Here is a 20,521-nt window from a genome sequence, read left to right as displayed (position 1 = left end):
ACGCTATGCAACTTAATGCATTAACTGCACTTTCCCCGATTGATGGTCGTTATCAAGACAAAGTGACTTCACTACGTTCAATTTTTAGTGAATTTGGCTTGCTAAAATTCCGTGTGACGGTGGAAGTCCGTTGGTTACAAAAATTGGCAGCGACAGATCAAATCCAAGAAGTCCCTTGCTTGTCGAAAGAGGCAAACGATTACCTTAACCAGATTGTTGAAAATTTCAGTGTGCAAGATGCAGAGCGTATCAAAGAAATTGAACGCACCACCAACCACGATGTAAAAGCGGTGGAATATTTCCTAAAAGAGAAAAGTGAAGCCTTGCCTGAATTAGCTAAAGTCAGTGAGTTTATCCACTTTGCTTGTACTTCAGAAGATATTAATAACCTTTCTCACGCCTTAATGTTAAAAACGGCTCGTGAAGAGGTGTTATTACCTGAATGGCAAAAATTAATCGCCGATATCACCGCACTTGCTAAAGAATACAAAACGATCCCGCTTCTTTCTCGTACTCACGGTCAACCAGCTTCACCTTCGACTATGGGGAAAGAAATGGCGAATGTGGTGTATCGTTTACAGCGTCAATTCAAACAATTACAGCAAATTGAAATCTTGGGTAAAATCAATGGTGCGGTGGGGAACTATAATGCCCATTTATCGGCTTATCCTGAGATTGATTGGCATAAATTCAGTGAAGAATTTGTGACCTCTTTAGGCTTAACTTGGAACCCATACACCACACAAATTGAGCCACATGACTACATTGCGGAGTTTTTCGACAATGTGGCACGTTTTAATACGATTATCATTGATTTCGACCGTGATTTATGGGGCTACATTGCCTTAAATCATTTCAAACAACGTACCATTGCAGGGGAAATTGGTTCGTCCACTATGCCACATAAAGTTAACCCGATTGATTTTGAAAACTCAGAGGGTAACTTAGGTTTAGCCAATGCTGTCATGGCTCATTTAGGGGCAAAACTGCCTATTTCTCGTTGGCAACGTGATTTAACGGATTCAACGGTGTTGCGTAATTTAGGGGTAGGCTTGGGATATTGCTTAATTGCTTATGCGGCAACACGCAAAGGCATTAGCAAATTAGAAGTCAATGAACAACATTTACGTGATGAATTAGATCAAAACTGGGAAGTGCTTGCCGAGCCTATTCAAACCGTGATGCGTCGTTATGGTATTGAAAAACCGTATGAAAAACTTAAAGAATTAACCCGTGGTAAACGTGTGGATGCGGTGGCAATGCGTGAATTTATCGAAAAATTAGCCATTCCAGCGGAAGAAAAAGTACGTTTACAACAAATGACGCCAGCCACCTATATTGGTGATGCAGTGGCTTTAGTGGAAAAATTATAAGGCAAGAAAAAGACCTTCTGTCATCCAAGCAATAAAAAATAAGGCGGTATGATTTTAATACCGCCTTATTTTTGTCTTCAAACATGATCCTCTCTTTTTTTCACACGCAATCTGATTGAAAGTTAATCTGATTCTGGAGAAATTGTAAGATGTGTGAATCATATCACATAAAAAAATCGTTTTTTTAAAGCATTTTTTGTAAATTACTTTAATATAACATTCTGTTAACATCATTGTTTGCTGATATTTTTCTCATCGCATGGAATGTGTTAAATCTATATACGCATAAAGGGTTATTTCAACATAAATATGATTTGTGATGACCTTCCAATTAATCTTATGTATGGGATTTTATTATGTTTTTTTTTATTAGCCTTCTTCCTATTGTGCTATTGATTTATTTAATGGTCAAACGCAATAGTTTACCTTCTTATATTGCCCTTCCTTTAATCGCTTTATTAACTTATCTTTTACAAGCTTTTTACTTTGGTACAGATTTTACGCAATTAAATGCGAATGTCATAGCAGGATTAATTGCCACACAAACCCCTATCACAATTATTTTTGGGGCGATTTTATTTAATCGCATGATGGAAGTGTCTGGGGGCACAGATGTATTACGTAAATGGTTAGCCAATATCAACCCAAATCCAGTGGCACAAATTATGATCATTGGTTGGGCATTTACCTTCATGATTGAAGGTGCGAGTGGTTTTGGTACACCCGCTGCCATTGCGGCACCTATTTTAATGGGATTAGGATTTAAACCTTTACAGGTTGCTATGCTTGCATTAGTGATGAATTCCGTGCCAGTTTCCTTTGGTGCCGTGGGGACACCAACATGGTTTGGTTTTGGTCCATTAGGTTTAAGTGAAGAGACGGTGCTTGAACTTGGTCAAAAAACGGCATTGATTCACTTTGTTGCAGCCTTTGTGATTCCGCTTTTCGCATTACGTTTCTTAGTGAGCTGGCAACAGATCAAACAAAATCTTATCTTTATTTATATTAGCATCTTAGCTTGTACGATCCCTTATTTCTTTTTAGCCCAAGTGAACTACGAGTTTCCTGCTTTAGTCGGAGGCGCCATTGGTTTGTTTATTTCTATTCTGGCGGCAAATCAAGGTATTGGTGTCAGCAAAGAAGGAAATGTGGAGAAACAATTAGAGAAAGTGGAATGGCGTGCCTTGGTTAAAGCACTATTCCCAACCATGATGTTAATTGGGATTTTAATCGTTACCCGTATCCATCAATTAGGTATTAAACAATTATTAAATGATGCGACCACATGGTTTAGCGTCTCTTTAGGGGCATTCGGTGAATTTAAAGTGAGCCAAGCCTTGATCTTGTCTTTAAATAATATCTTAGGTCAGGGGATTAACGAAAGCTACAAAACCTTATACGTCCCTTCACTCATTCCGTTTATTGTTACGGTGATTGTGTCCATTTTGGTCTTCAAATTAAGTTGTGAAAAGGCAAAAAACATTGTGGTGAGCACCTATCAACAAACGAAAAAACCATTCTTTGCGTTATTAGGTGCATTGGTTATGGTAAAATTAATGCTTGTCGGCAATGAGAATTATGATTCCATGGTGATTATCATCGGAAAAACCTTCGCAGAGGTCACGGGAGATAAGTGGGTTTATTTCTCTTCTTACCTTGGTGCAATTGGGGCATTTTTCTCAGGGTCGAATACCGTTTCAAACTTAACCTTTGGTGGAATTCAATTATCTATCGCTGAAACCACAGGCATGTCAGTTCCCTTGATCCTTGCATTACAATCTGTTGGCGGGGCAATGGGTAACATGGTGTGCCTTAATAACATCATTGCCGTATGTACGGTATTAAATGTGAGCAACCAAGAAGGTACTATTTTAAAACGTACTGTTCTGCCAATGTTCCTTTATGGTGTTATTGCAGCGTTTGTCGCAGTTGTTGTTTACTAATTTATTTTTGATTGATTTTTTTACAGATAGCTAACTTGTGAAAGTTAGCTATATTCAGCATTTATTGGAGTGATGAAAATGAATGTCAATTTTTATGTGACGTGCATTGGTGATGCCTTGAAATCCAATGTCGCCAAACAGTCTGTTCTGCTTTTAGAAAAACTTGGTTGTCAGATTACCTTTCTTGAAAAACAAGGTTGCTGTGGGCAACCTGCACTGAACAGTGGCTATGTCTTGCAAGCCATTCCCGCCATGAAAAAACTCATTGAAACCTTTGAAGTGAATGATTATCCAATCGTTGCCCCTGCAGGTTCTTGTGTCTATGCCATAAAAACCTATGCAGAATACTTGAAAGATGAGCCGCAATGGGCTGAACGTGCTAAAAAAGTGGCGGATCGCTTTTACGATTTAACAGATTTTATTGTTAACCAATTAAATGTGGTAAATGTAGGGGCGAAATTACCTGGCAATGCCGTATACCACCCCTCTTGTAGCTTATTCCGTAAACTTGGCGTAAAAGAAGAGCCCGTCAAATTACTGCAAAATGTGGAAGGCTTACACTTATTACCGATTCACAACCAAGAAACCTGCTGTGGCTTTGGTGGCACATTCTCAGTCAAAATGGCTGAAATTTCTGGTGAAATGGTTAAAGAAAAAGTCAGCCATATTATGGCTGTCAAACCGTTGTATTTAATCGGTGCAGATGTTAGTTGCTTACTTAACATTGGCGGACGTTTAAAACGTGAAGGTCATCACGTGAAAGTCATGCATATTGCTGAAGTACTAATGAGTCGCTAAGGGGGAGAGCCATGTCAATTAAAACCAGTCACCTTCAATTTAAACCTCGCATTAATGAAGAAATTCAAAATGATATTATGCGTAAAGCCGTGGTGATGGCACAAGAACGTATCGGTGCGAATCGTCAAAAAATGGTGGAAGAATTAGGGCATTGGGAAGAATGGCGTGAACACGCAAAAGACATTCGTAACCATGTGATTGAAAACCTTGATGCGTATTTGTATCAATTATCCGAAAAAGTGACCCAAAATGGCGGACATGTGTATTTTGCGGCCACCGCAGAAGATGCCACAAACTATATTAAACAGGTCGCAAAACAAAAAAATGCCAAGAAAATTGTCAAATCCAAATCCATGGTGACAGAAGAAATTGGCATGAACCATGTTTTAGAGGCAGAAGGCATTAAAGTGGTTGAAACGGATCTCGGCGAATATATTTTACAAGTCGCAGAAGATAAACCTTCGCATATCGTAGTGCCTGCCATTCATAAAGATCGTCACCAAATCCGCAAAGTCTTAGCCGAAAAATTAGGGTATACGGGGTCAGATACCCCAGAAGAAATGACCTTATTTATTCGTGAAACCATTCGCCATGATTTCTTGGAAGCCGATATCGGTGTCAGTGGTTGTAACTTTGCCGTGGCAGAAACAGGAAGTGTCTGTTTAGTCACGAACGAAGGTAATTTGCGTTTAGCCACCTCATTACCCAAAACGCACATTGCTGTCATGGGCATGGAACGTTTAGCCCCTACTTTCAAAGAAGTGGATGTATTGATCACTTTACTGGCTCGTAGTGCCGTGGGTGCTCGTTTAACAGGGTATAACACGTGGTTAACTGGCCCTCGTTTGGCTGGTGAAACGGATGGTCCAGAAGAATTTCACTTAGTGATTGTGGATAATGGGCGTTCCAAAATGCTCGGTTCTGAATTCCGTGAAGTGTTGCGTTGCATTCGTTGTGGTGCTTGTTTAAATACCTGCCCAGCCTATCGTCAAATTGGTGGTCATGGTTATGGATCCATTTATCCCGGTCCAATTGGTTCTGTGATTTCCCCGATCTTAGGTGGCTATGAAGAATTTAAAGACTTGCCCTCTGCCTGTTCTTTATGTACGGCGTGTAACCAAGTTTGCCCTGTTAAAATTCCATTAGCGAACCTGTTGCTCAAACACCGTCGTAATATTGCCGAATCAGGCATGAACCCTTTAGCCGAACGCCTGTCTGTGAAAGCCTTTAATTTTGCCAATAGCAATCCTGCCTTATGGAAAATTGGCATGAATGTGGGGGCAAAAGTAGCGAAATTAGCTATTCGTGATGGCAAAATGCCGATTCAAGTGGGGGCGATAGCAGAATGGACAAAAGCCCGTGATTTACCTGAAGCTGAAGGCGAAAGCTTCCGCTCTTGGTTTAAAAACCGTTAATAACGTGAGGAATTTCTATGTTAGATCAAAAGAATAGACAGCAGTTTTTAGATAACCTTGCTAAACAATTAGGGCGAGAGCCTCGTACACAAGTGGTGAGTGAATATCACCCCTTAAATACCCACCCGGTGACTCGCTTAACGGAGTTAAGCCTTGACGAACGTTGTGATGCCTTTATCGAATTTGCCTCACAAACCATGTTAGTCAATTGCCAAATGACCACACCAGAACAGGCGACAACAGACTTATTAGCCATGTGCGAAAAATACTGTGGTGGCCCTGTGATTTTAAATCATGATCATCGTTTAGTGGAAGCAGGCATAACGCCTGCGGTGCAAGCAAAATATGAAACCCATATTTGGTCCGAAAATTCAGCAGAAATGAACCGCACTTTTGCCAATACCGCAAATATCGGGATTGTGTTCGCCGAATATGGTTTAACCGAATCAGGTGGGATTGTGCTCTTTTCTGATGCACAACGTGGACGTTTAGTGAGTTTATTGCCCAAAGTTGCCATTGTGGTCTTAAATAAAAGTAGCATTCTGCCACGTGTGGCACAACTTTCACAAATTTTGCATGAAAAAGCACAACAAGGGGAACGTATGCCTTCTTGCATTAATTTGATTGCAGGACCAAGTTCCACGGCAGATATTGAGTTAATCAAAGTCGTCGGTGTTCATGGCCCTGTGGCAAAAGCCTATTTAATTATTGATGATACCCAAGCCCCGTCCATGGTGTAATGGGATAACAGGAAAAAAGCAGGCGATTCGCTTGCTTTTTTTATGCACTCAAGATGGCAGATAACAACACGGAGCGGGTAAATCTCACCAAAGTGCGGTGCATTTTGAAAAAGTTTTGCACACCCTGTTTGTCAGTATAGGCAGACAGCAAACCAAGATTTTTATGTTATTGGATAGATCATTTTTACAATCAATATTGCTCTGGCAAACACAAGGTTTTTTTATTGCACCTATTTTAAGCACAGGATAAAATGCAATCGCTTTGGGGTTAATTTTCCATCAATTCATAAAGGATAACATTATGAAAAAGGGACTGATTTCTCTCTTAGCCATAAATCTTTTAACTGCTTATTGCCCCAGTAGAAATGGCGTAATGTCTTCTGATGCAATTTGTTCTGGGGCAGGCAGTGCAACGAAAGGAAATGCCTCTAAAAAAGGCAAAAATTCAAACTGTAATGCGTTATTGAAAGCGGCTAATCGCTGTTAAGAAAGGAAAACAAGATGAAAAAATTAACTATTATTAGTGTTGTTCTCGCACTTGTTGCTTGTGGAGAGAAAGATCAAGCCTATTATTTAAAAAATCCTGAAAAGGCAGAAGCAAAATTTAAGCAATGTCGAGCTCAAATTGATGATGCTTTCCGTAGCGATAATGAAGAGGCTTACAAAAAAATAAAAAACGATGCGGAGTGTAATGCAGCTCGTGCCGCGTTCAATGAGCATCGACGCCAACAAGAGGAAAAAGAACGCTTAGCACGTGAAGCGGAAGAAAAAGCCTTAATTGATGAAGCCAAAAAAACACTCCAAGCAGAATTTGGTAAGCTGGAATGGCAAGACTTTGCTACTCAATATGTCAATACAGAATGTGCAGGAACCTATATTAAAGATAGTGATTATCGTTGCAGAGGGTTTAAGTCACTGTATGAGGAGAAAGTGGCTGAAGGCTTAGCACAGTTAAGCAAGGTGGCTTTTGACGATCTTAAAAATCAAGAAAAACAATATTGTAGCCGTGATAAACGTAGCTTTTCTGCTTGTGATATTTGGAAAAAAGCATTTGAAATGAGTAGCGAGAAGCATTTTAGTCAGTTTAGTATTGAGGCCCTATCACCTTTAAGAGAGCAAAACTGTACGTATGATGCTCAGCATAATCAGATTCTCTGCTCAACATGGGAAAAGGTGTATAATAAAAAAAGCCAAGACGTGATTGATAATTATGTGAAAAATTACGAGTCTTTGAAAAAAGATTATAACCAATGTGTTCAACGCTTAGCGGAAATGGGTAATGATTGGAAAAATTATAAAAAGCGTCAAGCCGTGTCAGATTACTATCCTTGTGCACAAGCCCAAAAGGCACGTTCTCAACTAGGATTGAGTTATGATGATTTCAAAACATTGATGGAATAAATCATCTATTCAAGGTTAAACAATCAATAAGTTGCTTTACCGATCCTCGCTAAATAAGGCGTGGATCGGTTTTTTGTTAAATTTATTGTCAATCAATAGTTAAGATAACATTTGTTATGGGATGTAGTTAATGTCTCGTGATGTTATAAGATCATCTTCACCAGTTTATCGGCTTTTACACGGGCAAATTTCTTCAGCAGTTTTTGTACAGGTTCTGGATATTGCGACATTTCCTCAAGTTCTGTGTAATGTTGCAAGACCTTAGTGTGCTGGCGAATGCAATTGAGCTCTTTTTCCACTTGTGGGCGTAATTGTTGTTTTGGATCGTGAATGAGCAGACCGTTTTCAGCATCAAGACGCCAAGCTCGTGGATTTAAATTATTTCCTGTGAGGAGAATATATTGGTTATCCACCCAAACCCCTTTGAGATGATAGGTATTGTCGCCATCTTTCCAAGTGCGAATGGTTAATAAACCTTGCTCGATTTCGTGGGCAAATTTTTTGCTAAATTGACGCAAATTGCTTTCGTATAAATAAGGCAATGCCCCTGCCATTTTGAAAGGTTCTGATGGGGGAATATAAAAATCATTGGCAATTTTATCCCCTACAATAATTTCGACCTTTTTCCCTTTCGCCAACAAGGCTTTAATTTTCTGTTTTAAGGTTCGTGGAAAATTAAAATAAGGGGTGCAAATAACCAATTGTGTTTCGACAATTTGGAATAAATCTTCAATCACTTGATTTAAGTGGTTGTCATATTTGCTTAAGCCAAAAAGGGCGGAAATCGTCAGTTGTTCGCCATTATCTTCTAGCAAACTTGCCCCTTTCATTTGATAGTGTGCATCAAAGGCAAGCCCTTTACGAAATGCACGAATGGCATGACGGATTTCCTTTGTTTTTGGGCGTGCGATCTGATCTAAAGGATAGGTGGCGGTGGGATCTAACAGATATTGTTGAGCAAACTGCACCATACTATCGGCTAATTGAGGATGTGTGATCTTATGATAGCGATCATAACGATATTTGTTTAATTGGTTAAGATACACATTGTTGATGCTTGCCCCTGTGTAAAGGACGGTGTCATCAAAAACAAAACCTTTAATATGCAATACGCCAAAAACTTCACGAGTGTTAATAGGTACGCCGAAAAACACGTTTTCAGCTAATTGGTGTTTGGCACGTTGATCACAATACCAATCTGCATTGGTTGCACTTTTTTCCGCACCGAGAAGATTACGTTGTGCACGGTGCCAATCAATGAAAATTTTAATATCTAATGCAGGGTTATGTTGTTTGGCTTGGTAGATTTCATCTAAAATTTCTTGCCCTGCTTCATCATGTTGCCAATAAAGTGCGGTCACATAAATGCGTGATGTTGCTTGTCTTATAAGCTGAATAATTTGCTGCTTAAAGGCGGCAGCACTATAAATAAATTCCACTTGTTCAGCTTGTAACGGTAAACAGAATAAACGATTGATATTTTGTTTTGCTCGTTTGGTTTTGTTTATCAACATAAAAATCATTCTCTATAGTTTGATTAGCTCCGTAGTTTACAATATTTACGCCGTAACTTGGTAGAAAAATGCGGTATTTTCGTTATAATGCTCACACTTTATTGTAAAATGTACTGCTTTTTGTGCATTTTTTACGCCTTCCAACACTTAATTTGGCATATCAAAATGAATAATAAAATCAAATCTCCTGTCTTTCAGCAAGCATCTCAAAAAAAATTTAATGAACGTTCTGTTGGTGAAAAATCAGCCAAAAAAGCACCGCACTTTAAGAAAGAAAAATTCGAAGATCGTGGCGAGCGTCAACCTCGGGCATCTTCAACAAGTCACCAATTTTCAGCCAAAAATCGCCCCCCTTATTCTTCACAACAAGTTGAACAACGTATTTCCGAAACCACAATGCGAACCGCCTCTGGGGAAGAAGGCAAAGTGAAAGTGATTGTGAAAAGTACGGGTGTGAGTGAGAAACCTCGTGAGAAGAAAACAGGTGCCCTTTCGCCACGTGCCCCAGAAAAAATTAAGAAAAATCGTGCGGAAGAAATGAAAGTCTATGGTGAGAATAGCTGTCAGGCGTTGTTTGCACAGCGTCCAGAAAGCATTGTGCGTATTTGGGCAACCGTAGAAATGGCGAAAAAGAGCGGTGAGCTTTTCAGTTATTTAGCCGAAAATAAAAAAGCCTATCATGTGGTGGATCAGGCGGAATTGACCTTAGTCAGTGGAACAGAACACCATGGCGGCATTTGTATGTTAGTGAAAAAAGCTCGTCCGTTTACGTTATCAGGTTATTTGGCGATTCCTCGCAAACAAGATTGTTTAGTGTTAATGGATGGGGTAAAAAATCCGCATAATTTAGGTGGGGTCATTCGCACCAGTGCGGTTTTTGGTGTGAAAGGCGTGATTGTGGAACACGCCTTTGCGGACAGTTTAAATTCTTCTTCAGCGATGCGTGTGGCAGAAGGTGGAATGGAATATGTGCGTGTGCTTGAAACAGATTATGTGGATTCGGCATTACAGCAATTACGCCAAGCGGGTTATCAAATTATTCATCTCACTTCGAGTAAACAAGCCAAGCCATTATCTAAGTTAGCCTTTGCAGATAAAGTCGTTTTTGTGGTGAATGAACAAGGCAAGGCGACCTTTGCCCAAGAAGGCGATGAGCAGGTGGTGCTATCGCAAGCTAATCCATTAAAAGCAGAATTAAATATTGCGGTTGCCACGGGCATTTTATTGGCTCAATGGGAGTATAGTTTGTCATAAGCCGATTTAGTGATTTCGCAAGGAAACACTGTAAAATCAAGGTCGAACCACATTGATTCGTTTATGTTGTTTAAAGGAATGAAAGGAATGTGTACAAAAGGCATGATTGGTCCTCACGAGGGAAAAGAACTTGAGTTAATGTTGGCGAGAAAAAAATCCATCGCCTTATTTGGTTTAGATTTGGATATGCCTGAGGAATTTGAGCCTTATATTCAACAAGGTGTGTTTTTAACGCTTGAGTTACCTCGGTTTGTGAGCGTAAATGGTAAGCAAGTGCTGATAGGGCATAGAATCATTGTTTATCCTGAATATTTACCACAGGCTTATTTGTTAGTGAAATATTTACATTTGGCAAGAGCGAGCTTTGTGCCTGAATATGAGCGTGAAATTGGGCGATTATTGGGTTATGAAGAACAGGATATTGCGTATTATATTCAGCATTTTCAACAGTGGTTAGTGGAAAAAGAGCATATATTAACACTTGCTTAAGTCATAATTTATCGGCATGATGAATCAAGACGAAACGTTCCCACAGTTGTTCGTGAGTTTCAATATGGTCTGGATCAGTGATAATACAATGATTAATAGGGCAGACTTTTTGACAGGTCGGGATTTCATAATGCCCCACACATTCTGTGCAAAGGGCAGGATCAATCACATAGATCTCGTCCCCCATTGAAATAGCTTCATTGGGACATTCAGGCTCGCACATATCGCAATTTGTGCATTTATCAGTAATTAAAAGTGCCATGGTATTTGTCCTTTGCTGTGTTAAAGTGAAAGCGACAGATTATAATGAATACAGTTTAAAAGTGAAACAGGAATTTTATGAACGAGAAAAAAACGCTTCAGCTTTCGATTTTTGTCGTGTGTTTTTTAATGTTTTTGTTAGCGGGTTGGTATTTCTTTTCAAAACAAAAGAAAGCCGTTGAAGTCATTGTTGATCGTAATTATGACTATGTGATGAAAAACGATCCAATTGGTCAAAATGCGGATGCACCAATTGATTATTATACGCTTGTGCTTTCTTGGTCGCCTGCTTTTTGTGAAAAACAACGTGATCGTTATGGCGATAATCTACCTAAATCTTTGCAATATCAATGCGGTTTAACGCAACACTTCGGCTGGGTGATTCATGGGCTATGGGCACAAAATGAACGAGCAAGACGGATTGCCGATCATCCACGTTTTTGTAAAGGGGATTTACCTATGGTGCCACAAGAGATTATTGAACAATATTTACCAGAATCCCCAAGTGCGAATCTTTTACAAGGTGAATGGGAAAAGCATGGTGCTTGCGGGTTTGATGATGCGAAAGCCTATTTTGAAAAACAGCGAGCATTATACCGCACTTTAAAATTACCGACTTATGAACTGAGTCGTAATGAGCTTTTCCAATGGTTACGTAAAAATAACAAACACTTACAAGATGCTTATTTAGGTGCAAGCCGTAATGAACTTTTCATTTGTTATGATTTAAAATGGCAAGTGATGGATTGCCCAAGAAGTCGTACTGGTTATTAATTTTTATTCATTAAATAATGAAAATTATTTGATCTAACGCAGTACAGTCTAGCTAGAAAGCGTTATAATACTTTCGTTTTCGATTTTTTAATTTAACCTAATAAGAGGATGAAATATGTCAGTAATCAAAATGATCGATTTGGATTTAAGTGGCAAACGTGTATTCATTCGTGCAGATCTTAATGTGCCTGTTAAAGATGGCAAAGTCACGTCTGATGCACGTATTCGTGCAACTATTCCAACCTTAAAACTTGCTCTTGAGAAAGGAGCAAAAGTGATGGTAACTTCACACTTAGGTCGTCCTGTTGAAGGTGAATTTGATGAATCAAGTTCACTTAAACCTGTAGTTGATTACTTAAATGCACATTTGGATGTGCCAGTACGTTTAGTCCGTGATTATTTAGACGGCGTAGAGGTCAATGAAGGCGAAATCGTTGTGTTAGAAAACGTTCGCATCAACAAAGGTGAAAAGAAAAACGATCCTGAATTAGGTAAAAAATATGCCGCACTTTGTGATGTATTCGTAATGGATGCGTTTGGTACGGCACACCGTGCACAAGCGTCGACTTATGGCGTGGCAGAATTTGCACCAGTTGCTTGTGCAGGTCCATTACTTGCTGCTGAGCTAGATGCATTAGGTAAAGCATTAAAAGATCCTGCTCGTCCAATGGTGGCGATTGTGGGTGGATCAAAAGTTTCAACCAAATTAGAAGTCTTAAATTCATTGTCTAAAATCGCTGACCAAATCATTGTCGGTGGTGGTATCGCAAACACCTTTATTGCTGCAGCAGGTCATAATGTCGGTAAATCACTTTATGAAGAAGATTTAATTCCTGTGGCGAAAAACTTAGCAGCAAGCACAGATATTCCAGTGCCAGTGGATGTTCGTGTTGGTTTAGAATTCTCCGAAACAGCGGAAGCCACTGAAAAAGCAGTCGATCAAGTACAAGACAACGAGTCAATTTTTGATATTGGTGATAAATCCGCAGCACAACTTGCTGAAATTATCAAAAATGCAAAAACTATTCTTTGGAATGGTCCAGTGGGTGTATTTGAGTTCCCGAATTTCCGCAAAGGAACTGAAATCATTTCTCAAGCCATCGCAAATAGCGAAGGTTTCTCCATTGCAGGTGGTGGTGATACCTTAGCGGCGATTGATCTGTTCGGTATCAAAGATAAAATTTCTTATATCTCAACAGGTGGCGGTGCATTCTTAGAATTCGTTGAAGGTAAAGTATTACCAGCGGTAGAAATTTTAGAAAAACGTGCAAATGGTTAACACGGTAGCTCATCATAATTATGTTACTTATAGGAGTAGAACATGGGAATCTGGGATGATTTTTGGTATGGAGTAGAAGATATAGTTTCCACTGGAATTGATGCTGTTGAATCTGTCGCTACTGCTAGTATAGATGTGCTAGAAAATGTGGTTGACTATGTAGCTGAAAATCCAGGGAAAGCTGCTATAGTTACTGTTACTACTATTGCCGCAGCTGCATCTGCGGGGGCAGCTGCACCAGCTATTGCAGCTGTTGTCGGAAAAACAGGAATTTTGGGTGCCGCTTCTACTGGGACCGCAATTAATACTCTTAGTGGTGCAGCTTTAAAGAGTGCTGCTTTAGCTAAGTTAGGTGGAGGTGCCATTGCAGCAGGTGGAGCAGGAATGGCAGGTGGAACTGCTACAGTTGCAACAGTAAGTGGTGTCACCAGTGGAACAATTAGTAAAAAATTAACAAAGTAAAATACGTTTTTACTAATATATTGTAAAAAGGAAACATAAAATGGCTAAATTATTAGATATTGTAAAACCAGGCGTGATTACTGGTGATGATGTTCAAAAAGTATTTGCATATGCAAAAGAACATAACTTTGCAATCCCAGCAGTAAACTGTGTGGGTTCAGACTCTGTAAATGCAGTATTAGAAACCGCAGCACGTGTAAAAGCACCTGTGATTATTCAATTCTCAAATGGTGGTGCACAGTTCTACGCAGGTAAAGGTTTAAAACCTGCATCAGGTACACGTAACGATGTATTAGGTGCAATTGCGGGTGCAAAACATGTTCATGCATTAGCAGAAGAATATGGCGTGCCTGTGATTCTTCACACTGACCACGCAGCAAAAAAATTACTTCCTTGGATTGACGGCTTACTCGATGCAGGTGAAAAACATTTCGCTGAAACAGGCAAACCATTATTCTCTTCTCATATGATCGACCTTTCTGAGGAACCAATGGAAGAAAATATGGAAATCTGTAAAGGCTATCTTGCCCGTATGAGCAAAATGGGCATGACTTTAGAAATCGAAATTGGTATCACAGGTGGTGAAGAAGATGGCGTGGACAACAGCGATGTTGATGAATCACGTTTATACACTCAACCTGAAGATGTATTATTCGTGTACGATTCATTAAATCCAGTTAGCCCTAACTTCACAGTGGCGGCTGCATTCGGTAACGTACATGGTGTGTATAAACCAGGTAACGTGAAATTAAAACCGTCTATCCTTGGTGCATCACAAGAATTCGTTTCAAAAGAACGTAATCTTCCAGCGAAATCGATCAACTTCGTATTCCACGGTGGTTCAGGTTCAAGCCGTGAAGAAATCCGTGAAGCAATCAGCTACGGTGCGATTAAAATGAATATCGATACAGATACACAATGGGCATCTTGGGAAGGTATTTTAAACTTCTATAATGCGAACAAAGACTATCTTCAAGGTCAATTAGGTAACCCTGAAGGGGCTGATGCACCAAACAAAAAATACTATGATCCACGTGTTTGGTTACGCAAAATGGAAGAGTCTATGTCTAAACGCTTAGAGAAATCTTTCGAAGACTTAAACTGTATTGATGTATTGTAATCAGTAAAAGTCACGAAACATTAATCAGACTTATCAAAACAAACCTCAGCCATGCTGGGGTTTTTTCTCGGTGAATTTTCTGCCGAGATTACCGTTAAGCTTGGTGTTGGCGGTGAATGTTGTTCAATACTTTTTTAGACCTCTTGCGGTCAAAAGTTTTGTAAAAAGCACCGCACTTTTTATCTTTCAACAAAAGGAGTCATGGACAAAAATTCCCTATTTTGACCATGATACCTGTTCATTACGGCATAAAAAAATCCCCAGACTCAGCTAGGGATTTTTTAGCATCATGTAGATAAAAAGGGCATTACCAACCTTTTACCACACCATCTTTAAAATGTTTAACCGCTTCTTGGTAAACTTCTTCACTTTGGAACGCTTTAACGAAATCTTTTAAGGTTTCGTTGTCTTTGTTGTCTTCACGGGTCACGATTAAGTTAACATATGGAGAATCTTTATCTTCAACAAAGATACCATCTTTTTCACGAGTTAAACCATGTTGACCAGCATAGGTGTTATTAATAATGGCGAAATCCACATCATCTAATGTACGAGGAAGTAATGAGGTTTCCACTTCTTTAATCACGATGTGTTTTGGATTTTCAACCACATCAATAGAGGTTGAGAATAAGTTGTTTGGATCTTTTAATTTGATTACACCTTGTTTTTCTAAAAGTAATAGTGCACGACCTAAATTACTTGGGTTATTCGGTACAGCAACAACTGCCCCATCTCTTAACTCAGAAACGTTTTTGATTTTTTTAGAATATGCGGCAATTGGGAAAACGAAGGTATTACCTACAATGGCAAGTTTATAACCACGTTGTTCCACTTCTTTATCGAGATAAGGTTTGTGTTGGAAAGCATTCGCATCCAAATCCCCTTTAGCCAGTGCATCATTGGGTTGTGTATATTCTGTGAATTCCACTAATTTCACATCAATATTGTATTTTTGTTTGGCAATTTTGGCGGCAACTTCTGCAACTTGTGCTTCAGCACCAGACATGACGCCCAATGTTAATTTACGTGCTACGGGTTCTTGTGATGCAGTGGTTGCGGCTTTCTCATCTTTACAGCCTACTAATGCAACGGCAGAGAAAATCGTTGCAAGACCTAAAAGTTTTGTTAATTTCATAAATGAATCCTCTTAAAAGATGTTGTGTTAATGTTATTGCTTAATTAGCGATGGTCAAAATGTTCTGCTAAATCGTCACCCAATTTTTGGCTTAGCATGACGATTAAGACGATGATAATCGTTGCGAGCCATTTTACATAGACCATGTTGCGATGTTCGCCGTAAGTAATGGCAAGATTACCTAAACCGCCACCCCCAACGGCACCTGCCATTGCAGAATAGCCAATTAATGCGACTAAGGTTAGTGTGATCCCATTGATTAAAATTGGAATAGATTCTGGTAAATAGTATTTTGTTACAATTTGCCAGTTGGTTGCACCCATGGATTTAGCCGCCTCCGTCAAACCACTTGGAATTTCTAATAGTGCATTTGAGGTTAACCGTGCGAAAAAGGGAATCGCAGAGACACTTAATGGCACGATGGCGGCTGTAGTACCTAATGTTGTTCCTACAACGATACGTGTGAACGGCAATAGGACAATTAATAAAATAATGAAAGGAACAGAACGTCCGACATTAATAATCACATTAAGAATTTGGTTTGTTCGACGATGTTGTAATATTTGACCTTTCCCCGTTAAGAAGGCAAGAAACCCCATAGGTAAACCAATAACAATGGCAAATAATGTGGCAATGAAGCCCATATAAAGGGTTTCTACGGTTGAGAGACCGACAAGCTCCCAAATTCTTGGCGTGAGCTCGTTATTAAAATCCGCCCATAATTGATCAAACATAGCCTAATACCTCAACTTTCACATTATGTTCCATTAAATACGTTTTTGTTTTTGTGATGGCATCATCATCACCTTCCATTTCTGCAATGACGAAACCAAATTTAACTCCGCCAGCGTAGTCAATTTGTGATGTCAAAATACTTAAATCAACCCCAAACATTTTAGAGGCTTGTGAGAGTAAAGGAGCATCAACAGTTTGACCTGTAAATTCAAATTTGACAATTGGACAAGTCGCTGATGACGTTGGTGTATCAGAGAGTTTTTCCATATATTCTTCAGGTAAATTAATATGGAATGTTGAGCGAATAAATTCCTTCGCGAGTTGCGTTTGTGGATTAGAGAAAATCTCACTGACTGACCCTTGTTCAATTAATTGACCTTTGTCGATGACAGCAACATGATCACAGATGCGCTTGACCACTTCCATCTCATGGGTAATTAAAAGAATAGTGATCCCTAAAGTGCGGTTAATTTCTTTTAATAATTTTAAGATAGATTGTGTGGTGGCGGGATCTAATGCACTGGTTGCTTCATCACAAAGTAAGACTTTGGGTTCGCTGGCTAATGCACGGGCAATCGCAACACGTTGTTTTTGTCCACCAGAAAGATTAGCTGGATATATCTCTTTTTTATCCGATAACCCAACAAGATCTAACAACGCATTAACTTTCGCTGTAATTTTTTCTTTTGGCTCTTTTTCTAATTCTAAAGGTAAGGCAACATTACCAAATACAGTTCGAGAGGTGAGCAAATTAAAATGCTGAAAAATCATGCCGATATTACGGCGTTCATGAACTAATTCTTTATTCTTTAATTTAGTGAGATCTTTACCATCAACAATGACTTTACCTGAAGAAGGCACTTCAAGTAGGTTGACACAACGAATTAAAGTGCTTTTCCCTGCACCAGAAGCACCAATAACACCACAAATCTGTCCTTTCGGGACATGCAATGAAACATTATCCAGTGCGGTCAGTTTTTTTCCAGACACATCAAAAATTTTACTAATATTTTCTAGCTTAATCATATAAGCCCTTTAAGGTTCTCTTCGTATAATATTGGGCTTGTATTTTAGACGTCTAGATTGCTATGTCAATACATATCGAAAATATTTTTATATTAATTGTTTATGAGATAAAACAAAGCGTGCCATCATTTGCTAATAGGGGGGAGAAAAGTGATAATAACAAGCATGAATAAATAGAAGGAATTGACATGAAGAAGGCTATTTTTTTAGATCGTGACGGTACATTGAATATTGACCATGGCTATGTGCACGAGATCGATCACTTCCAATTTATTGAAGGTAGTATCGAAGCATTACAACAATTAAAAGCAATGGGGTATCTCTTAGTCTTAGTAACAAATCAATCTGGTATTGCTCGAGGTTATTTTTCAGAAGAACAATTTTTACAGTTAACCGAATGGATGGATTGGTCGCTTGCGGATCGTGGAGTTGATCTCGATGGTATTTATTATTGCCCACACCACACAGAAGGACAAGGCGAGTATAAACAGGATTGTGACTGCCGTAAGCCAAAACCAGGAATGCTATTACAAGCGATCAAAGAACTTAACATTGATCCAAACCAGTCTTTTATGGTGGGAGATAAAGTGGAAGATCTATTAGCCGCTAAAGGGGCAAAGGTAAAATATACCGTGTTGGTGAAAACGGGAAAACCAGTAACAGAAGAAGGCGAAAAACAAGCGGATTATGTATTAGCTTCAATTGCCGATCTTCCAGATCTTATCAGACGATTAAAAAAATAACAAAAACATAACAAAATTCATACATAAAGTTCAAAAAATGGACTTTTAATAAAAAAAGTGAAAAAAATTTCAAAAAGGGGTTGCAAAGGGTTTTAAATTCCCTATAATACGCCCCACACAACGACGCGACGTTGTAAACGAATGAGATACACATCGCGTCGTTATTTTTTGTTCTTTAACAATCTAACAGACAATCTGTGTGGGCACTTGTTGATTGATTTCATTTAGAAAAGATTTTTAAAATTGAAGTCTTAATAGGTGCTTAAACTGAAAATTCATTATACTTATGAAGTAAATGTAAACTTTAGCTAAGCAGTTTATTGAGCGATTGAACTTGAATTGAAGAGTTTGATCATGGCTCAGATTGAACGCTGGCGGCAGGCTTAACACATGCAAGTCGAACGGTAACAGGGAGAAAGCTTGCTTTCTTTGCTGACGAGTGGCGGACGGGTGAGTAATGCTTGGGAATCTGGCTTATGGAGGGGGATAACTGTGGGAAACTGCAGCTAATACCGCGTAATCTCTGAGGAGTAAAAGGTGGGACCTTTTGGCCACCTGCCATAAGATGAGCCCAAGTGGGATTAGGTAGTTGGTGGGGTAAAGGCCTACCAAGCCGACGATCTCTAGCTGGTCTGAGAGGATGACCAGCCACACTGGAACTGAGACACGGTCCAGACTCCTACGGGAGGCAGCAGTGGGGAATATTGCGCAATGGGGGGAACCCTGACGCAGCCATGCCGCGTGAATGAAGAAGGCCTTCGGGTTGTAAAGTTCTTTCGGTAATGAGGAAGGGATGTTGTTTAATAGATAGCATCATTGACGTTAATTACAGAAGAAGCACCGGCTAACTCCGTGCCAGCAGCCGCGGTAATACGGAGGGTGCGAGCGTTAATCGGAATAACTGGGCGTAAAGGGCACGCAGGCGGACTTTTAAGTGAGATGTGAAATCCCCGAGCTTAACTTGGGAACTGCATTTCAGACTGGGAGTCTAGAGTACTTTAGGGAGGGGTAGAATTCCACGTGTAGCGGTGAAATGCGTAGAGATGTGGAGGAATACCGAAGGCGAAGGCAGCCCCTTGGGAATGTACTGACGCTCATGTGCGAAAGCGTGGGGAGCAAACAGGATTAGATACCCTGGTAGTCCACGCTGTAAACGCTGTCGATTTGGGGATTGGGCTTTAAGCTTGGTGCCCGAAGCTAACGTGATAAATCGACCGCCTGGGGAGTACGGCCGCAAGGTTAAAACTCAAATGAATTGACGGGGGCCCGCACAAGCGGTGGAGCATGTGGTTTAATTCGATGCAACGCGAAGAACCTTACCTACTCTTGACATCCAAAGAATCCTGTAGAGATACGGGAGTGCCTTCGGGAGCTTTGAGACAGGTGCTGCATGGCTGTCGTCAGCTCGTGTTGTGAAATGTTGGGTTAAGTCCCGCAACGAGCGCAACCCTTATCCTTTGTTGCCAGCGATTAGGTCGGGAACTCAAAGGAGACTGCCAGTGACAAACTGGAGGAAGGTGGGGATGACGTCAAGTCATCATGGCCCTTACGAGTAGGGCTACACACGTGCTACAATGGTGCATACAGAGGGCGGCGAGACGGCGACGTTGAGCGAATCTCAGAAAGTGCATCTAAGTCCGGATTGGAGTCTGCAACTCGACTCCATGAAGTCGGAATCGCTAGTAATCGCAAATCAGAATGTTGCGGTGAATACGTTCCCGGGCCTTGTACACACCGCCCGTCACACCATGGGAGTGGGTTGTACCAGAAGTAGATAGCTTAACCTTCGGGAGGGCGTTTACCACGGTATGATTCATGACTGGGGTGAAGTCGTAACAAGGTAACCGTAGGGGAACCTGCGGTTGGATCACCTCCTTAACCGAAAATGGAACGACTGCAAGTGTTCACACAGATTGTTTAGTTAGATTGTATGAATGAAGCACATGGCAAAGTGGAGAGCATCTTTACATGTTGTCCCCATCGTCTAGAGGCCTAGGACATCGCCCTTTCACGGCGGTAACCGGGGTTCGAATCCCCGTGGGGACGCCATTTAAAGATG

19 protein-coding genes, 1 tRNA gene and 1 rRNA gene are annotated in these 20,521 nt (G+C 40.1%); 16 read left to right on the top strand and 5 right to left on the bottom strand.

Translation table 11 applies throughout. The features are described from left to right. The first annotated feature begins 5 nt into the window (after positions 1-5). The 7 genes from purB to ACPEEM_RS09115 all read left to right on the top strand — a co-directional run bounded on the left by purB (position 6) and on the right by ACPEEM_RS09115 (position 7,670). Entirely contained in the window at positions 6-1,373 is a 1,368-nt protein-coding gene (gene purB / locus ACPEEM_RS09145; protein ID WP_424406745.1) for an adenylosuccinate lyase, read from the top strand. Positions 1,374-1,729: 356 nt separating this feature from the next. Beyond that, entirely contained in the window at positions 1,730-3,316 is a 1,587-nt protein-coding gene (locus ACPEEM_RS09140) for an L-lactate permease (protein ID WP_424406743.1), read from the top strand. Between the two features lie 78 nt (positions 3,317-3,394). Next, positions 3,395-4,114: a (Fe-S)-binding protein gene (locus tag ACPEEM_RS09135; protein WP_424401836.1), complete on the top strand. Its 720-nt coding sequence runs from the start codon at positions 3,395-3,397 to the stop codon at positions 4,112-4,114. 11 nt (positions 4,115-4,125) lie between these two features. Next, complete coding sequence (locus tag ACPEEM_RS09130; RefSeq protein WP_424401835.1) at positions 4,126-5,529, top strand: LutB/LldF family L-lactate oxidation iron-sulfur protein; 1,404 nt, start codon at positions 4,126-4,128, stop codon at positions 5,527-5,529. Positions 5,530-5,546: 17 nt separating this feature from the next. After that, complete coding sequence (locus ACPEEM_RS09125; RefSeq protein WP_424401834.1) at positions 5,547-6,269, top strand: LutC/YkgG family protein; 723 nt, start codon at positions 5,547-5,549, stop codon at positions 6,267-6,269. A 301-nt stretch (positions 6,270-6,570) separates the two neighbouring features. Continuing rightward, complete coding sequence (locus tag ACPEEM_RS09120; protein WP_424401833.1) at positions 6,571-6,756, top strand: hypothetical protein; 186 nt, start codon at positions 6,571-6,573, stop codon at positions 6,754-6,756. A gap of 14 nt (positions 6,757-6,770) precedes the next feature. Then, positions 6,771-7,670, top strand: a complete 900-nt coding sequence (locus tag ACPEEM_RS09115) for a hypothetical protein (protein WP_424406741.1) — start codon at positions 6,771-6,773, stop codon at positions 7,668-7,670. A gap of 143 nt (positions 7,671-7,813) precedes the next feature. Here the strand turns inward: ACPEEM_RS09115 and pssA are convergent, their stop codons facing one another. Beyond that, positions 7,814-9,184 (bottom strand): CDP-diacylglycerol--serine O-phosphatidyltransferase, encoded by a 1,371-nt coding sequence (gene pssA / locus ACPEEM_RS09110; RefSeq protein WP_424401831.1) that lies wholly within the window; start codon positions 9,182-9,184, stop codon positions 7,814-7,816. A 165-nt stretch (positions 9,185-9,349) separates the two neighbouring features. Between pssA and ACPEEM_RS09105 the strand changes: the two genes are divergently transcribed. Both ACPEEM_RS09105 and ACPEEM_RS09100 read left to right on the top strand, forming a co-directional pair. Further along, entirely contained in the window at positions 9,350-10,438 is a 1,089-nt protein-coding gene (locus ACPEEM_RS09105; RefSeq protein ID WP_424406739.1) for a tRNA/rRNA methyltransferase, read from the top strand. Between the two features lie 87 nt (positions 10,439-10,525). After that, positions 10,526-10,927 (top strand): hypothetical protein, encoded by a 402-nt coding sequence (locus tag ACPEEM_RS09100; RefSeq protein WP_424406737.1) that lies wholly within the window; start codon positions 10,526-10,528, stop codon positions 10,925-10,927. A gap of 1 nt (position 10,928) precedes the next feature. Here the strand turns inward: ACPEEM_RS09100 and ACPEEM_RS09095 are convergent, their stop codons facing one another. Beyond that, positions 10,929-11,189: a YfhL family 4Fe-4S dicluster ferredoxin gene (locus ACPEEM_RS09095; protein ID WP_424401828.1), complete on the bottom strand. Its 261-nt coding sequence runs from the start codon at positions 11,187-11,189 to the stop codon at positions 10,929-10,931. A gap of 77 nt (positions 11,190-11,266) precedes the next feature. Here ACPEEM_RS09095 and ACPEEM_RS09090 point away from each other — a divergent pair, with 77 nt between their 5' ends. The 4 genes from ACPEEM_RS09090 (at position 11,267) to fbaA (ending at position 14,823) form a co-directional block, all read left to right on the top strand. Further along, on the top strand, positions 11,267-11,962 hold the full coding sequence (locus ACPEEM_RS09090) for a ribonuclease T2 family protein (protein ID WP_424401827.1): 696 nt from the start codon (positions 11,267-11,269) through the stop codon (positions 11,960-11,962). A gap of 115 nt (positions 11,963-12,077) precedes the next feature. Then, positions 12,078-13,241 carry a phosphoglycerate kinase gene (gene pgk / locus ACPEEM_RS09085; protein ID WP_424401826.1) on the top strand — a complete coding sequence of 388 codons (1,164 nt, stop codon included), beginning with the start codon at positions 12,078-12,080 and terminating at the stop codon, positions 13,239-13,241. Positions 13,242-13,283: 42 nt separating this feature from the next. Continuing rightward, complete coding sequence (locus ACPEEM_RS09080; protein WP_424406735.1) at positions 13,284-13,703, top strand: hypothetical protein; 420 nt, start codon at positions 13,284-13,286, stop codon at positions 13,701-13,703. Positions 13,704-13,743: 40 nt separating this feature from the next. Beyond that, complete coding sequence (fbaA, locus tag ACPEEM_RS09075) at positions 13,744-14,823, top strand: class II fructose-bisphosphate aldolase (RefSeq protein ID WP_424401825.1); 1,080 nt, start codon at positions 13,744-13,746, stop codon at positions 14,821-14,823. Between the two features lie 307 nt (positions 14,824-15,130). On the opposite strand, the gene ACPEEM_RS09070 is transcribed toward fbaA, so the two are convergent. The 3 genes from ACPEEM_RS09070 to metN are packed head-to-tail and all read right to left on the bottom strand — an operon-like array spanning position 15,131 to position 17,719. Next, the gene (locus ACPEEM_RS09070) at positions 15,131-15,958 is read right to left on the bottom strand and encodes a MetQ/NlpA family lipoprotein (RefSeq protein WP_424401824.1); all 828 of its coding nucleotides are present in this window, start codon (positions 15,956-15,958) and stop codon (positions 15,131-15,133) included. 44 nt (positions 15,959-16,002) lie between these two features. Continuing rightward, positions 16,003-16,692, bottom strand: a complete 690-nt coding sequence (locus tag ACPEEM_RS09065) for a methionine ABC transporter permease (protein WP_424406734.1) — start codon at positions 16,690-16,692, stop codon at positions 16,003-16,005. After that, positions 16,685-17,719 (bottom strand): methionine ABC transporter ATP-binding protein MetN, encoded by a 1,035-nt coding sequence (gene metN / locus ACPEEM_RS09060; protein ID WP_424401822.1) that lies wholly within the window; start codon positions 17,717-17,719, stop codon positions 16,685-16,687. The genes ACPEEM_RS09065 and metN overlap by 8 nt, the downstream gene beginning before the upstream one ends. 188 nt (positions 17,720-17,907) lie before the next feature. On the opposite strand from metN, the gene gmhB reads away from it, so the two are divergent. The 3 genes from gmhB to ACPEEM_RS09045 all read left to right on the top strand — a co-directional run bounded on the left by gmhB (position 17,908) and on the right by ACPEEM_RS09045 (position 20,511). Further along, complete coding sequence (gene gmhB / locus ACPEEM_RS09055; protein ID WP_424401821.1) at positions 17,908-18,462, top strand: D-glycero-beta-D-manno-heptose 1,7-bisphosphate 7-phosphatase; 555 nt, start codon at positions 17,908-17,910, stop codon at positions 18,460-18,462. A 336-nt stretch (positions 18,463-18,798) separates the two neighbouring features. After that, positions 18,799-20,340: ribosomal RNA gene (locus tag ACPEEM_RS09050) — 16S ribosomal RNA — on the top strand. Positions 20,341-20,435: 95 nt separating this feature from the next. Next, positions 20,436-20,511 (top strand) — tRNA-Glu (locus tag ACPEEM_RS09045). Positions 20,512-20,521: the final 10 nt, after the last annotated feature.

This window comes from Pasteurella pantherarum, assembly GCF_049670885.1.
Taxonomy (GTDB): Bacteria; Pseudomonadota; Gammaproteobacteria; order Enterobacterales; family Pasteurellaceae; genus Pasteurella.
This window is presented reverse-complemented; position numbering and strand designations above follow the sequence as displayed.